This is a genomic window from Nocardia sp. NPDC023733 (assembly GCF_040639775.1).
Taxonomy (GTDB): Bacteria; Actinomycetota; Actinomycetes; order Mycobacteriales; family Mycobacteriaceae; genus Nocardia; species Nocardia rosealba.
The window spans coordinates 2,054,216-2,068,653 of sequence record NZ_JBFAAN010000001.1 but is presented as its reverse complement, the minus strand read 5'-3'; the positions used below and the strand labels follow the sequence as shown (position 1 = coordinate 2,068,653).

The window sequence follows — 14,438 nt, the reverse complement described above, 5'->3', positions numbered from 1 at the left end:
GTTGTCCCGCCCCCACACGACGTGGGCGAGGCTGCGGGATGTGTGCCCGACCCGACCCGGTCACGACACCCCCCGACAAAGGCGAGTGTCGTGACCGGGACTCAGGTCACCAGTGGACGCCGGGCAGCATCCGGCTCATCCGCGCGGCGGGACTCGGAACGACCATCAGCGGGGCGAGGACCGGTCCGAGGACCGTGAGCGGTCCGCGTGACGGTTCGGCCGCCTCGGCGGGCTCCGCGATGACCGGTTCCTGCTTGCCCTGCGCGGCGGTCGATTCACCGAACAGGCGGTACCCGGTGTGCATGATGGTCCGTTTCAGCGACGGCAGGAACATCTCGACCGCCTGCGAGAACGTGCCGACAGGTGTGTCGATGCGGTCGGGGCGTTCGAGCAGGGCGCGGACCACGATGCCCGCCGCCCGCTCCGGATCCGGCAGCGGCAGCGCGCGGTAGAGCTCGGTCGGCGCGATCATGGGTGTGCGGACCAGCGGCATCCGGATGGAGGTGAAAGTGATTCCCGCGTCACGGTTTTCGACCGCGGCGATGTCACTGAAGTTGTCCAGCGCCGACTTGCTCGCGGCGTACGCGGCGAAGCGCGGCACCTTGGTCTGCACGGCGATCGAGGAGATGTTCACGATGTGGCCGAAGTGGCGTTCCCGCATCGACGGCAGCAGCGCGAGGATGAGCCGCACCGCCCCGAAGTAGTTCACCGCCATGGTCCGCTCGAAATCGTGCATGCGGTCCACCGAATTGGCCACCGAGCGCCGGATCGAACGGCCCGCGTTGTTCACCAGGTAGTCGACGTGGCCGTGCTCGGCGAGCACCGTCTGCACCAGCGCGCCGACGGCCGTGGCATCGGTGATATCGCACGGGTAGGCGAAAGCCGACCCACCGTCGGCACGAATGGATTCCGCTGCGGCAGTGAGGTCTTCGACACCGCGCGCGACCATCAGCACCACCGCACCACGACGCGCGACAGCATGCGCGGTGGCCAGCCCGATGCCCGACGAGGCGCCGGTGATGAGCACCGTGCGGCCCGAGAGCGGATGCGCCCCGGACTCGACACGGCCACGCTGCGGATCCAGGTTGGCCCGCCAGAATTCCCACAGCCGGGCGGCGTAGGTCTCGAAGGCAGGCACCGCGAGCCCGGGCAGCAGCGCCCGCGTGGAGTCCGAAACGAACTCGGCGGTGAAACCGACATGCGGGGCCACCTCGGCGGGGATGCCCGCCTGCTCGAACAGGAAGTCGCGCACCGCGTGTGCGCCGGGCACCTGCCCGAGCCCGCGCAGCGCGAACGCACTGCCCGGCACGGTCCCGATCCCGGTCGGCCCGCCCGCCGCGCTCGCCAGCGCACGGTAGATCTCGCCGAACGGCTGCGGCTCCGGGTTGACCAGATGGAATGTGCGCCCGTCCAGCCCCGGGCGGCGCACCAGGCGAACCATCGCCTCGGCCACGTAGTCGACCGGAACCACATTGGTGGCACCCAGATCGGGCAGCGGCAGCGGCAGTTCGGCGGGTAGGTCCGACAGCGCCGCGATCGCCGGGAAGAAGTAGTACGGGCCGTCGATCTTGTCCATCTCACCGGTACGCGAATCACCGACCACGATCGCGGGGCGATACACCCGCCACCGCACGTCGCCGGCCTCGCGGACCAGCTTCTCGGCCGCGAACTTGGTGCGGTGGTACGGCGAGGTGAGGTTCTGGCCGAGGTCGAAATCCTCCTCGAAGAACTTGCCGTGATGATCGCCTGCCACCGCCACCGAGGACACGTGGTGCAGGACCGCACCGAGCCTGCGGGCCAGCTCGATCACCGCGCGGGTGCCGTTCACATTGGCCGCGTGGGCGGATTCCTCGTCGGCGGTCATGTCGTAGACCGCGCCGAGGTGCAGCACATGGTCGGCGCGCGGCGGCTCGTCGCCCAAGCCGAGTCCCTCGGCGGTCAGGTCGCCGACCAGCGCGAATACGCGATCGCCGTCGGGGTGCTGCGCATTGAGCGCGGTAAACTTGGCCAGCGACTCGGCGCGCACCAGCACGTGCACGATCGCGGCCGGGTCGGCGGCGAGCAACTCACGTACCACTCGCCGACCGAGAAAACCGGTACCGCCCGTCACGATGTAGGAAACCATCGCCCCTCCTGAAAATGTCTCGAAACACGGTGTGCGCAAAAGTGATCCGGCATGCGGCGGTGGATGTGGGGATCACGAGAACCCGGGAACATCGTCGTCCGGGTGCGGCTAACCGTACTCGTCGGTAACAAAGGGGGCAAGCGGCGGGGTGTCTGTCACCGTGTGGGAATTGTCACCCGTCGTCGCAGGTCAAAGGGTATGTGTGACAGTTGATTTCCGTAACTCCGAGTTTCGGGCAACTTCTCGCTAACGGTGTGCGGCGAGTACTCCGGCGACCGTGTCGGCCATCCTGGCGCGGAATTTGTCGGGAGCGAAGCTGTCGGCGTGCGCGCGGATCTTCGCGGAATCGTAGGTGCCCGAATCGAAGTCGCGCATCCGTTCGGCGAGGGCGGCGACGACCGCGTCGTCGTGGCCGGGTGGTACGTATTCGCCGGTCACGCCGGGTCGCACCGTGTCGAGCGAGCCGCCCGCACCGACCGCGAGCACCGGCGTTCCACAGGCCATGGCCTCCACGGGGACGATGCCGAAGTCCTCGATGCCCGGCATCAGCAGGGCACGGCAGCGCCGGTACATGTCCTGCAGGACGTCGGCGGAGGTGGCTCCGAGGAACGTGGTCTCCGGCCCGGCGAGCTCTTCGAGTTGGTCCCGGAACCGGCCTTCGCCGAGGACGACCAGCCGCACGCCCGCGCGCTGGGCGGCGCGGATCGCCAGATCCGCGCGCTTGTAGGGCACGAGCCTGCCTGCGCACAGGAAGAAGTCCTCCCGCGCGACCCCCGGATCGGGCGTGAAGCGGGCGACCTGCACCGGTGGATTCACGACAGAGGCGGGCAGACCCCACCAGTCCCGTACCCGGTCGGCGACGGCATGCGAGTTGGCGATCACATGGGTGAGCCGGGGCGCGGCGCGCAATTCGCCACGGCGAGCGAGTGTTCCGAGGGCACCGAGGGCGAGCTGACCCAACCGGCCGCCCGCCTCCTGGGCGCGGAATTCCCGATCCCACGCCCACCGTGCCGGGCTGTGCACATAGGCGACCACGGGTGCGTCGGTGGCGAGCGCGGCCTGGGTGGCGAAGGCATGGTGGCTCACCACGACCACGTCGAAGTCGCCGAGCGGCATGCGCCGCAACGCCCGCGGCACCAGCGGTAGCAGGGGAGCGTGTCTGCGGCCGGTGACGGTGTGGGCGCGGCTGAGCCAGGTGTCGTGCACCGCGCGCACCGGCTCGCGCAACCCGCCGGGCGCCACGATGGGCGCGAAAACCTCGGCGTCGGGCCAGGTTTCGACGAACTCGCCGACCACGGCCTCCGAGCCGCCGAATTCGGTGAATCGTTCATGGACGATGGCGACACGGGTCATGGGGAGGTTCTCGTTTCGATCTGGCGGGGTGCGGCGGTGCGGCGCAACGCGGGCGCGACCGGGCGGCCACGCAGCAGCCCGTCGACGGAGCCGCGCTCGATCGCGCGGCGATACACCTCGGCGGCCCTTGCACACGCGGAGACCGTGTCGTCGACGGCCTCGGCGTCGTGGGCGGCGGAGGTGACGAAGGACTGTCCGAGCACGCCGTGCTCGAGCAGTTCCTGGAGAAACAGGGTCCGAAACGCCTGCGACGGCAGGCCTTCGGCGTCGAGGGTGCGGAAGATCAGGCACGAGGGGCGCCCACGCACCTGGAGATGGTCGGTGATGCCGTGCTCGGCGGCGACGGCGTTCACTCTGTCTGCCAGGGTCCGGCCCGCCTCTTCCATGCGGGCGATCGGGTCCTCGGTGCGGTAGGCGTGCACCACGGCGCGGAACGCGGCGAGTGAGGCGGTTTCGGGGCCGTGGGTGGTGGAGAGCAGGAACACCCGGTCGCGATCGGTGCGCAGGCCGCCGAGTTCCATGTACTCGCGTTTGCCCGCGAGTGCGGACAGCGGGAATCCGTTGCCCATCGCCTTGCCCCAGCACGACAGATCGGGTGTCACCCCGTAGACCGCTTGGGCGCCGCCCGCCGACCACCGGAAGCCGGTGATCATCTCGTCGAACACCAGCAGCGTCCCGTGCCGATCACACAGTGCGCGAACACCTTCCAGAAATCCGGGTAGCGGCTCGGCCAGCGCGGTCGCCGCCTCGAGGAAGACCGCCGCCACCGTCTCGCCCGCCAGGACCGCCGCGAGGGCGTCGAGATCGTTGTAGGGGAATGTCACGGTGTCGACGGCTGGGATGCCGCCGGACATCTCGGTGGTGCCGATGAACCAGTCGTCGACGGAGAAGAACGGCTGTGCGCAGACCGCGACGGTGGTGCGCCCGGTGACCGCGCGGGCGAGGCGAACGGCCGCCGTGGTGGTGTCGGAGCCGTTCTTGGCGAACTTCACCATGTCGGCGCCCGGCACCAGGTCCAGGAAGGCCTGTGCGGCAAGCAGTTCCAGTTCGGTGGGGCGGGAGAAGCTCATGCCGTCGGCGGCGGCCTCGACGGCCGCGCGCAGCACCGGTTCGTATCCGTGGCCGAGGGTGACCGACCGCAATCCCATTCCGTATTCCACGAACTCGTTGCCGTCGGCATCCCAGACGCGAGCACCCTTGCCGCGCACCAGTACCGGCGCCATCGACTCGGGGTACTGGTCGGCGCCACGGGCGTAGGTATGGGCTCCGCCGGGGACGAGGTCGTGCAGGCGTGCCTGGATTTCGGTGCTGCGGGTGAAGTCGCGCATCAGGTGAGCCCCCAGAGGTCGTGATCGGCACTCGGTCCGCTCGGCCCGCGATGGGCCCTGAGCAGCCCCTCGTGGGCGAAACCGGCGGCGGCGACCACTGCGGCGGTGACGGTGTCGCCGACGGGAATCTCGGCGGCCATCCGCTGCACGCCCAGCTCCGTGAAGGCGTGCTCGACGACCTTGCGCAGGGCTGCCGCCCACAGTTCGGGTTCGACCCGGAGTGGATCGACCCAGATGTAGAGGCCGGTGGCCTGGCACGGCAGTGGTGAATCGTAGAGGTGGAATTCGCCTGCGTAGGCACCGTTCACGTCGAGCACGAGGCGCAGTCCGCTCGGTGATCGTAGGCCGAATCGGCTGTGCCACAGTGTGCGATACCACTGGGCGCGGCTCTTCGATCGGTCTTGCCCAGCCGAGGAACCTCCCTCGGTGCCGAGCCCCTGCCTGGACCGAGGGAACGAGCTCGTTGCCGTCACCCTTGTGCGTCCCACCTGAGTCCACTGCGCCCTGTCCATGCGAGTCAGGGTGCGCACCACCGTGTTCGGACGCTCCCGGACGATCAGCGCAACCGGGGCGGCGGGACGGTAGCGCCGCAGCTTCTCCCGTACAGACCACACCGACCATCGCAGGGCGGCCAGCGCGACCACCGCGCGCGGTACGCCGCTATTCGCCGAGCCTGCGCCCGGTGCGGTGCTCGGGGGGTAGGTCGCCCGGGCGGCCGATCTGGAAATCCTCGGCTCCACGATGGGAACGTCCGCTGGATCGGCCGGAACGAGCGGCGGCAGCTGCGCGGCGGCCAAATCGGCGGGGGTGAGTGCCCACAGCGTGTGGTCCTTGCGCGCACCACCCGCGTCGTAGGCCAGGACCATCGTCGCCTCGTGCCGGAAGCCCAGTCCCCGTAGGCAGCGCAGCGCTGGGTCGTTGTCGGTGGACACCGGGGCGAGCACCCGCGCCACACCGTGCACACGGAACATGTAGTCGCACAACAGCAACAGGGCACAGCCGATCAGCCCGCGACGGGCCGCGTGGGCATCGATCCAGGCGCCGGCCTCCGCCGTTGCGGAATCGGCGTCGATGATCGTGTACTCGACCTGCCCGGCGAACCGCCCGTCGACCTCGATCACGCCGACGAACCGGCGACCGGCCCGCATATCGGCCCAGGCCACCAGGCACTCGCGCGCCCAGATCCGTGACGTGTGCCGCTGCTCCCAGCTCAGCGGTGAGGTGCCCCAGTGCGGTTCGATCCAGGCCCGGTCACGCAACCTGATCTCACGCCACCGGCCGAAGTCCGACAGTCGCGGCGGGCGCAGGCGAACGAGGCTGTCGCCGTGGCGAACCGGGCCGAAGGTCAGGCTCGGCATCACGGTCGGCGCCTCGGTGGTCGTGCGCGACACTGCGCCTCAGTTCTCGCGCGGACCGGAGGACTTCGGCACCGGTGCCGCCCGCACCGGCCATTGCCGTGGCAGCACCGTCGTCTCGGGGTCGTAGTGGACACTCGGGCTGCCGGTCACGTGCGGCACAGTCGCGGTGTCGGTGCGCGCCGGTGGTGTCGGCGTGGCGGGCTGTGACTCAACGGGTTCCGGCTTCTTCAGATCCGGTGTCGGCGAGGCCTGCGCCGGATCCGGCTTCGCCCCGCCGCGACGAAGACCACCACGCCGGACGATCGCGCCACGAGCAAGCACCACCGACTCCGCGACGATGATCAACGTGGCCAGCGCTGCGAACAGGCCCTCCTGCACCGGATGCGGGGCCACGAGTTCCGAGCGGGGGTTCGCCACCACCGTCAGGCGCGGCATACCGAGCACCTGCCGGAATTCCATCTCGCGGGCCACATCCCTGGCATCGAAACTCAGTTCGGGGCGCAGCGGGTCGTCGGAGAGGCGTTTGGTGAAGGTGTCCTCCACCGCACGCCGATGCGTCTCGAGGTCGGCCGCCGAACGGGCGATGGCCTCGGTACGCATCTGCGAGGCGACACTGTCCAGGGACTGCTGCACCGCGAAGACCAGCTTCTCGGCCTGCTCGGGCGACCCCGCCTGCGCCTTGATGATCAACAGCGAGGGCGCGGGACCGGTCATGGCCGAAACCCGTGGCCGCAGATCCTGTTCCGACGGCGCGAGCCCGTTCTTCACCACATCCGAGAGCACCCGGCTCTCGGTGACGAGCACGATGTAGGGCTGGGTGAGTTCGTTGAAGACCGCGCCGATCGACTGCTGTGAGATCTGCGCGGTCAGGCTGGCCTCATAGGTGCGTGGACTGCCGTCGCGCACCACCCACACCACACCACCGACGATCGCGGCGACGACCAGAGCGATCGGCAGGGCGCGCAGCAGCTTGCGCAGATGGTCGGCGATGTTCACCCCGGACATGGCGGGGGAATCGGCGCCCGTGTCCGCCGGGTCGGTCTCGCTCACGCTGTCCCCACATTTCGCCGATCTTGTGCAGCGATGTTAGCTGGGGTTCCGCTGTCTAGCGAACTCTGAGCACTGTGGCGAGCGTCATGAGTACCCGTACTGGGAATCGTGAAACATTATCGCCCGTCCGCTCGATGTGAATGTCGATTGCTCGGCGGGTACTGTGCACGCAAACGGGCACCCGACGCGCGACGCGGGCCTGCTGAATGCTTGGAGGATGTGCTGTGGTGGGGCTGCCCGTATCGGTCTGTGTCCCGGCATTCAACGCGGCGCGCACCATCACCGAGACCATCGATTCGATCCGTGCCCAGGAGTTCGGGGATTTCGAGATCGTCGTCCTCGACAACGCCAGCACGGACGGCACCGGTGAACTGGTCCGATCCATCGACGACGAACGGATCCGGCTGCACACCAACGACACCGTGCTCCCGATGACCGAGAACTGGAACCGGGTGATGAGCCTCGCCGGTGGCGAGCTGGTGAAACTGGTCTGCGCCGACGACCTCATCACCCCGGATTGCCTGTCGGCACAGGTGGAGACGTTGCGCGACCGACGAATCGCCGTCGCGGGCGCGAAATTCGACATCATCGACGACGACGGCACCGTCCTGGCCCGAGCTCGTGGGCTGGCCGGGTTGATCGGGCGCAAGTCCTCGCGAGCGGCGGTACGCACCTTCGTGCGCAGGCTGCCCGACGACCTGTGTCCCACCGCCGCGTTCCTGTTCCGCCGCCGCGAGTTCGAGGCGACCGGCGGCTTCCGCACCGACTTCTTCTACGCCATGGACATCGACCTGATCGCCCGGTTGTGCGCGCACGGCGGCTTCTACGGCCACAACCGCCCGCTCGCGGTGAACCGGGCGTCGATCTTCAACCATTCCTCCACCACCTCGACCCTGAGCAAGTTCTCCGACGTGGTGCGGTTCAATCATCACGCGCGCCGCGAATACCGGGATCTGGTGCGCCCGGTCGACGTGCTCGCCGGCGATGCCACCGTGGTCCGGCAGGCGCTGGTCCGCCTCGGCGCGCGGGCCAGGCAGCTGGCCGGGCGGGGCTGAGGCGCGATGAGCTCGCTGCTGTACCTGGCCGCCGTCCCGGTGGGCTGGGTCTTCCTGCGCTGGATTCGTTTCCGGCCTCAGCGCGGGGTGCTGCTGGTGGCCGCGCTCGTCCCGTTCAACGGTCTGCTCGAGATCGCTCCGGGCTGGATGCAGGTGGCGGGGTGGAAAGAGGCGCTGCTGTGTCTGACGCTCGCCGTGGCGCTGTTCGTGCCGCACCGGCTGACCGAGCCGCGTCCGACGCTGCCGTGGGTGCCCTTCGGTGCCGCGCTGTGTGTGTTCGGTGTGGTGTCGGCGTTCGTCACGGCCGGAACGCTCGGGCTGTTCGCCATCAAGATCACGTTCTTCTACTTCGTCGTGATCCCGCTGATCCTCTACCTGCGGCCCTTCACCCCCCGCGACCGCGATCTGCTGGTGACGATCATGATGGTCGAATCGGTGGGTATCGCGTTGTTCGGCCTGGCCCAACAGGTGATCGGCGGTGCCGGGCTGGCGAAGATGGGCTACGAGTACAACGAGACGATCCGCTTCGCCGGTGGTCTGCTCCGTTCCTTCAGCACGTTCAATCAGCCGTTTCCCTATGCCTTCTACCTGGTGACGGTGTTGCTGGTGGGTGGTTCGGTGGCGCTGGCCGATCCTCGGCGCGCCCGCAACCGGGTGTTCCTGATGACCACCCCGATCCTGGTGCTCGGTGCCGCCGCGAGCGTGGTGCGGGCGGCGCTGGCCGGCTTGCTCGTCGGGGCGTTGCTGCTGGCGGTCGTGCGGTATCGCCGTCAGCTGATGCCGGTGATCCTCGGGTCCGTCGCGGTGGTCGTCGTCGGTGGGATCGCGGTGTCGTCGCAGGCCAGTAGTTCGCTGTTCTCCTCGTCGAGCCTGGCCGACCGCAGTACCGGCTGGAACACCGTGATGCGCACGGTCGGCAGCCATCCCTTCGGTGACGGACTCGGTTCCACCGGTGCGGCGGCGGCGCGGCTGCTCGTCGAAGAACTCGGGCCGATGGCGGGGGAGATGCCGTACGCCACCGGCGAGGTCCAGATCTACGGGCGTCCCTATCAACCCGACAACTACTACGTGAAGCTGCTCATCGAGCTCGGCCCGATCGGGGTGTGGCTGTTCTGCGCCATCCTCGTCGCGATCTTCCTGCTCGCGTTTCGTGGTGCCCGTGCGCTGCGCGGCCCGGATTCGGCCCTGGCGCTCGGTGTCGCGGCGTCCGTGCTCGCCAGCGCGGTCGCGGCGGTGGCCTCGAGCTACTTCGAGATCTTCCCGACCGACTTCTATTTCTGGCTGCTCGCCGCGGTCGTCGGGTGTGCCGTCACGCAACGCCGACCCGAGCCGGTGTCCGCCGACCCGAACTCTGTCCCCGAACAGGTGCCGTCATGAATGAATCCTCCAGTAGCGCAGTGTGTTTCGGTGCGCTGGCGTTCCGGCCGAACGGGGCGGGCGTCGCCACCTACCAGCGCGAACTGCTGGCGAGGATGGCCGGGCTGATGCCGGGAACCGCGCTGTCGGCGCTCGTCCAGGCCGATGCCGCGCCCGTGCTGCCCGAGAGCATCGCCCCGGTGACGCGACCGGTGGCGGCGGGGGCGCGCCGGGCCTGGCACGGCATCGCCCCGCAGCGCGGTGCCGACGTGTTCCACGGACTCGATGTCGACATCCCGCTCAGCGGCCCGAGGGCCACGGTCAGCACCGTGCACGACCTGTCGGTGTTCGACGTACCGTGGGCGTTCAGCCGCTACCGGGCCCGCGGCGAGCAACTCTTGCTGCGGATGTCGCTGACCCGCGCCGACCTGCTCATCGCCGTCTCCGAATTCACCGCACAGCGCATCGCGGACCGCTTCGGGCGCGAGGCCGTCGTCGTCCCGCTCGCCCCGGCCGCCTGGGCGACGGTGCCCGACGAGGCCGCCGTGGACCGGGTTCGCGCCCGGTACACGTTGCCGCCACGCTTCGTGCTGCAGGTCGGCACCGTCGAACCACGCAAGCAGGTCGCGATGCTGGCGCAGGTCGCGGGCGACCTCGACATCCCGCTCGTGCTGGCGGGCGCCGGATCCGACGGCCCCCAGGCACCGGCCTCGGCGATCGGGCTCGGCTACGTGGACCTGGCCGACCTGCCCGCCCTGTACGCGGCCGCGACCGTGGTTGCCTACTGCTCGGAATACGAGGGGTTCGGGCTGCCGCCGGTGGAGGCCATGGCCTGCGGTGGCGCGGTCGTCGCCAGCGCGGTCGGCGCGCTACCGCAGGTCTGCGGTGACGGTGCGATCCTGGTCGAGGGCACGAACCCCGAGGCGTGGGTCCGGGCGATGCGTCCGCTGCTGCACGACGAGGCCGCCAATCGTGAACTGCGCGACCGTGGCCTGGTCGCGATGACGAAACTGAGCTGGCAGGCCACCGCCGAGGCCACCGTCGCCGCCTATCGCACGGCGGGACTCCTGCCGTGAGCGAGCAGACCGCCGCCCTCGACGAGCAAGCCGAGGGCAGGCGCCGCGCCCAATCGGGTCGCGCCGCGGCCAACAACACCGCCGCCATGCTGGCCGCCCGGATCTTCGCCGCCGCGCTCGGCCTGCTCGGCACCACCCTCATCGCGCGGTCGCTGCCGACGGTCGAATGGGGCTATTTCTCCTTCGTTTTCGGTCTGCTCGGCATGCTGGCGATCGTCACCGACCTGGGTGTCGGCCGCGCAGTCATCGGCAAGCTCGTGCACGGCGACCCCACCGAGGCCTCCGAGGTGGCCGCCTCGTTCATCGTGCTGCGCACCGTCCTCGGCCTGGTCGGGTACGGGCTCGCCATCGGCTATGTCCTCGTGATGCGGTGCCCCACACCGGTTGTCACGGCCACGGCGCTCGCCGGGCTGGTGGTGGTGATCGCCACCCCGAGCCACGCGCTGACCATCCTGTTCCAGTCGACGATGCGCCTGACCCTGGTCGCAGCCGCCGAATCCCTCGCGCGCTGCGTCCAATTGGCGCTCACGGTCGCCGCGGTGCTGTGGGCGCCGACGCTGCTGTGGGTCGTGGTGCCTGCCATCGCCTACGAGGCCGTCGCGGTCGTGGTGAAGATCGTCGCGGTGACGCGCGGCCTCGGCGGACCCGTTCCGGCACGGCGCATCGAGCTGCGCTGGTGGGGGCCGATGTTGCGCGAGGCGCTGCCGCTGAGCATCGGTCTGGCACTCATCATCATGTTGCAGAAGGTCGGGCTGCTGTTGCTCGGGCACGCCGACAGCTTCGAAGCCGTCGGTCTGTTCGCCGTCGGTATGAAATTCGCCGATCTGCTCGACACCGCCGCCGTCTCGGTCGTCGCGCCGCTGACGACCCTGCTGATCGCGCTGTGGCCCGACGACCCGGCCCGTTTCCGGCGCTACTTCCGGCAGGCGAACGTCGCGTTGATCGCCCTCGGTCTGCTCGCCCTCGTGGCTTTCTGGCCGGTCGCAGGCCAGGTGATCGGGTTGCTGTTCGGCGAGAACTTCGTCGAGGCGGCGGACGCGGGCCGCATCCAGGTGACCTCCGGTCTGCTGGGCGCCGTCGCGAATCTCGGCCTGGTCGCGCTCATGGCGACCGGACGCAACACCCTGATCCCGTGGATCGCCGCCCTGGCGCTCGCGGTGAACCTGGGCGTCGCGTGGCCGTTGATCGACCGGATGTCCTACGAGGGCGCCGCGATCGCCGGGCTGATCGCCCAGGTGGTGCTGCTGATCTCGGTGTGGATCGCGGTGCTCGCGACAGTCCGGCTGCGGCGGCTGCTCCCGGTCGCGACGGTGGCCGCGCTCACCGGTGTCGCCGGAGCCGTCGTCGTCGCGGCGAGCCTGGCCCAACGGCACTGGGCGCCCCCGTGGATTCTCACCTGCGCTCCGGCCTGCCTGATATACGTTCTCATCGCCGGAAGCATCATGCGAAGGACCGAGGGATTGACCATACGAAGCTTGCGAGGACCGGAAACCGATGACACTGTGGCGAATCGCTCGGGCGGGACTGACCGCCGTGGTCGTCATGGCGACAGTCCTCGGGTGCGCACCGGAGCCGACGGCGAGCACTGAACCGGTGGTGCGCGGCGGTCTGGGCATCTCGGGCGGACACACCTGGCTGCAGCTCGACGCCGCCGAACTGGACCGGCAGATGGGCATCGTGGCGCAGACCGGCGCCACCTGGGTGCGCATCGACATCGACTGGTCGGTGATCGAACCCGTTCGCGGCGAACAGGACTGGTCGGCCACCGACCGCGCCGTGCGGGCCGCGCGCGCCCACAACCTTTCGGTGCTCGCGATCCTCACCTACGCGCCCGCCTGGGCCGGCCCCCACGGCGGTGACGGCGGCAGCAAGACCGCACCGCAACCGGTGTTGTTCGGGCGGTTCGTCGGTGACGCGGTGGAGCATTATCGCGACCAGATCTCGCACTGGGAGGTCTGGAACGAACCGAATGTGACCGCGTTCTTCGCGCCGAAGCCCGATGTCGCCACCTACGCGCACCTGCTGCGGCAAGCCGCGCTCGCGGTGCGCGCACGCCAGCCGCACGGGCAGATCATCGTCGGCGGCCTGGCACCGGCCGCCGACGACGGCCGCGACATCGCCCCCGCCACCTTCGTCGAAGCGCTCTACGCCATCGGCGCGGCCGCCGACTTCGACGCTGTCGCCGTGCACCCGTACTCCTATCCCGAACTACCCGAATCGCAGAGCTGGTACAACGCCTTCGGCAACCTCATGCGGATCCGGCGGATCATGGACGCCAACCACGACACCACCATGCAGTTGTGGCCCACCGAGTTCGGTGCGCCGACCGGTGCGGGCGCGCGGGCCGTGAGCGAGGACGTGCAGGCCCAGATCATCGATCAGGGGCTCGGCATGGTCGCCGCCATCCACGATATCGGCCCCGTGTTCGTCTACTCGCTGGTCGACGCGGGCGGCGACCCGCACGACCTCGAGGACAACTTCGGGCTGCTGCGCCGCGACTACTCCGAGAAACCGGCGGTGACCGTGGTGCGCAACCACGCGGAGGTGCTGCGTGCCGGGCGCTGATCGGGACCTGCTGTTCGTCGCCCACAGTGCGCAGGCCTCCGGTGCCGAGAAGGTGATGCTCGATCTGATCGAGGTGGCCGTCGCGCGCGGGTACCGAGTGCGGGTGGCGTGTCCGGTCGGTGCGCTCAGCCTGCGGCTGCCCGGCTCGGTGGGGCATGTGGCGATCCCGGAACTCGGCTTGTCGGGTCAGCAGGGCGGTGCGCGGTTCGCGGCCGCACTGGTGATGCTGTGGCACTGGGTGCTGGCCGCCGCCGCGTTGCGAAAGGCCTCGCGCGGGGGCCGGGCGCGGCTGGTGGTGAACTCGACGATGGCCCTGCCCGCCGTGGCGATGTCGGTGCCTCGGCGCCGTGACACCGTGTGGTTGGTACACGACATCCTCGCCAGCACAAGACAATTCGCGGTGGCGCGGATCGGTCGGCTGGCGCTGGCACGGGCCGTCGCGGTGTCCGAACGGGCGGCGGCCCCGGTGCGTGCGCTCGGGATCGAGACCGAGGTGGCGTGGCTCGGGGTGCCGTGGCCGGTCGAGCCCGCACCCGTAGTGGTTCGCTCGCACCCCGTGGTCGGCATCCTCGGCGTGATCACCGAGTGGAAGGGCCACCACGTGCTGCTGGAAGCCGTCGCGGCCCTGCCCGAAGTGAGTGTCGAGATCGCGGGAACGGCCCTGCCCGGCGACGAACCGTATCTGGCGCGCCTGCGCGACCGCGCGGCCCAGCCCGACCTCGTCGGCCGTGTGCACTTCCTCGGCCACGTCGACCCACTGCCCACCATCCGAGGCTGGGACGTTCTCGTTTCGGCCAGCGTCCTCCCCGAAGCGGGACCACTGGTGGTGCTCGAGGCGATGAGCGTCGGTGTCCCCGTGGTCGCGACCGACCACGGCGGCAATGTGAGCACCGACGTCGCGGTATGCGTCCGCCCCGACGACCCACACGCCCTGCGCGAGGCGCTGAGCCGGATCACCGAGGACCACGCCCTGCGCGCTCGGCTCCGCGAAGCGGGACTCGCGAAGATCGCCACCCGCCACAACCGCACCCGGACCCGCCCGCACATGTTCGACACAGTGGTCGGCGACGGGAACCGAGCGATGTCGACACCGCCCGGGAACTCGACGTCGGCAGCGCCGGGCTCACCGTGAACCCTACGGTGCGCAGGTCGGACGTCGGGCGTACCGGCCG

General features: G+C 69.7%; 11 protein-coding genes. 6 read left to right on the top strand and 5 right to left on the bottom strand.

Annotated elements, in window-relative coordinates:
- Positions 1 to 106 precede the first annotated feature (106 nt).
- From AB0F86_RS09550 to AB0F86_RS09530, 5 genes are all read right to left on the bottom strand, one after another.
- Complete coding sequence (locus AB0F86_RS09550; RefSeq protein ID WP_356983224.1) at positions 107 to 2,125, bottom strand: SDR family oxidoreductase; 2,019 nt, start codon at positions 2,123 to 2,125, stop codon at positions 107 to 109.
- 246 nt (positions 2,126 to 2,371) lie between these two features.
- Entirely contained in the window at positions 2,372 to 3,478 is a 1,107-nt protein-coding gene (locus AB0F86_RS09545; RefSeq protein WP_356983222.1) for a glycosyltransferase, read from the bottom strand.
- Positions 3,475 to 4,806 carry a glutamate-1-semialdehyde 2,1-aminomutase gene (locus AB0F86_RS09540; RefSeq protein WP_356983220.1) on the bottom strand — a complete coding sequence of 444 codons (1,332 nt, stop codon included), beginning with the start codon at positions 4,804 to 4,806 and terminating at the stop codon, positions 3,475 to 3,477. Before AB0F86_RS09540 ends, AB0F86_RS09545 begins: the two co-directional genes overlap by 4 nt.
- Positions 4,806 to 6,197, bottom strand: coding sequence for a GNAT family protein (locus tag AB0F86_RS09535; protein WP_356983218.1), 1,392 nt, complete (start codon positions 6,195 to 6,197; stop codon positions 4,806 to 4,808). The genes AB0F86_RS09540 and AB0F86_RS09535 overlap by 1 nt, the downstream gene beginning before the upstream one ends.
- A 6-nt stretch (positions 6,198 to 6,203) precedes the next feature.
- On the bottom strand, positions 6,204 to 7,214 hold the full coding sequence (locus AB0F86_RS09530) for a hypothetical protein (RefSeq protein ID WP_356983216.1): 1,011 nt from the start codon (positions 7,212 to 7,214) through the stop codon (positions 6,204 to 6,206).
- Positions 7,215 to 7,441: 227 nt separating this feature from the next.
- On the opposite strand from AB0F86_RS09530, the gene AB0F86_RS09525 reads away from it, so the two are divergent.
- Genes AB0F86_RS09525 through AB0F86_RS09500 form a run of 6 tightly spaced genes read left to right on the top strand, consistent with a single transcriptional unit; the run spans position 7,442 to position 14,398 of the window.
- Positions 7,442 to 8,269 carry a glycosyltransferase gene (locus AB0F86_RS09525; protein ID WP_356983214.1) on the top strand — a complete coding sequence of 276 codons (828 nt, stop codon included), beginning with the start codon at positions 7,442 to 7,444 and terminating at the stop codon, positions 8,267 to 8,269.
- A 6-nt stretch (positions 8,270 to 8,275) separates the two neighbouring features.
- Entirely contained in the window at positions 8,276 to 9,646 is a 1,371-nt protein-coding gene (locus AB0F86_RS09520; RefSeq protein ID WP_356983212.1) for an O-antigen ligase family protein, read from the top strand.
- Positions 9,643 to 10,701: a glycosyltransferase family 1 protein gene (locus AB0F86_RS09515; RefSeq protein WP_356983210.1), complete on the top strand. Its 1,059-nt coding sequence runs from the start codon at positions 9,643 to 9,645 to the stop codon at positions 10,699 to 10,701. The genes AB0F86_RS09520 and AB0F86_RS09515 overlap by 4 nt, the downstream gene beginning before the upstream one ends.
- Positions 10,698 to 12,290, top strand: a complete 1,593-nt coding sequence (locus AB0F86_RS09510; protein ID WP_356983208.1) for an oligosaccharide flippase family protein — start codon at positions 10,698 to 10,700, stop codon at positions 12,288 to 12,290. Before AB0F86_RS09515 ends, AB0F86_RS09510 begins: the two co-directional genes overlap by 4 nt.
- Positions 12,244 to 13,266, top strand: coding sequence for a beta-xylosidase (locus tag AB0F86_RS09505; protein ID WP_181697450.1), 1,023 nt, complete (start codon positions 12,244 to 12,246; stop codon positions 13,264 to 13,266). The genes AB0F86_RS09510 and AB0F86_RS09505 overlap by 47 nt, the downstream gene beginning before the upstream one ends.
- Complete coding sequence (locus tag AB0F86_RS09500) at positions 13,253 to 14,398, top strand: glycosyltransferase family 4 protein (protein ID WP_356983207.1); 1,146 nt, start codon at positions 13,253 to 13,255, stop codon at positions 14,396 to 14,398. The genes AB0F86_RS09505 and AB0F86_RS09500 overlap by 14 nt, the downstream gene beginning before the upstream one ends.
- Positions 14,399 to 14,438: the final 40 nt, after the last annotated feature.

Coding starts and splice junctions, on each gene's coding strand:
- AB0F86_RS09540 (WP_356983220.1), bottom strand. CDS start 4,806: ATGCGCGACTTCACCCGCAGCACCGAAATCCAGGCACGCCTGCACGAC.
- AB0F86_RS09520 (WP_356983212.1), top strand. CDS start 8,276: ATGAGCTCGCTGCTGTACCTGGCCGCCGTCCCGGTGGGCTGGGTCTTC.
- AB0F86_RS09550 (WP_356983224.1), bottom strand. CDS start 2,125: ATGGTTTCCTACATCGTGACGGGCGGTACCGGTTTTCTCGGTCGGCGA.
- AB0F86_RS09545 (WP_356983222.1), bottom strand. CDS start 3,478: ATGACCCGTGTCGCCATCGTCCATGAACGATTCACCGAATTCGGCGGC.
- AB0F86_RS09505 (WP_181697450.1), top strand. CDS start 12,244: ATGGCGACAGTCCTCGGGTGCGCACCGGAGCCGACGGCGAGCACTGAA.
- AB0F86_RS09515 (WP_356983210.1), top strand. CDS start 9,643: ATGAATGAATCCTCCAGTAGCGCAGTGTGTTTCGGTGCGCTGGCGTTC.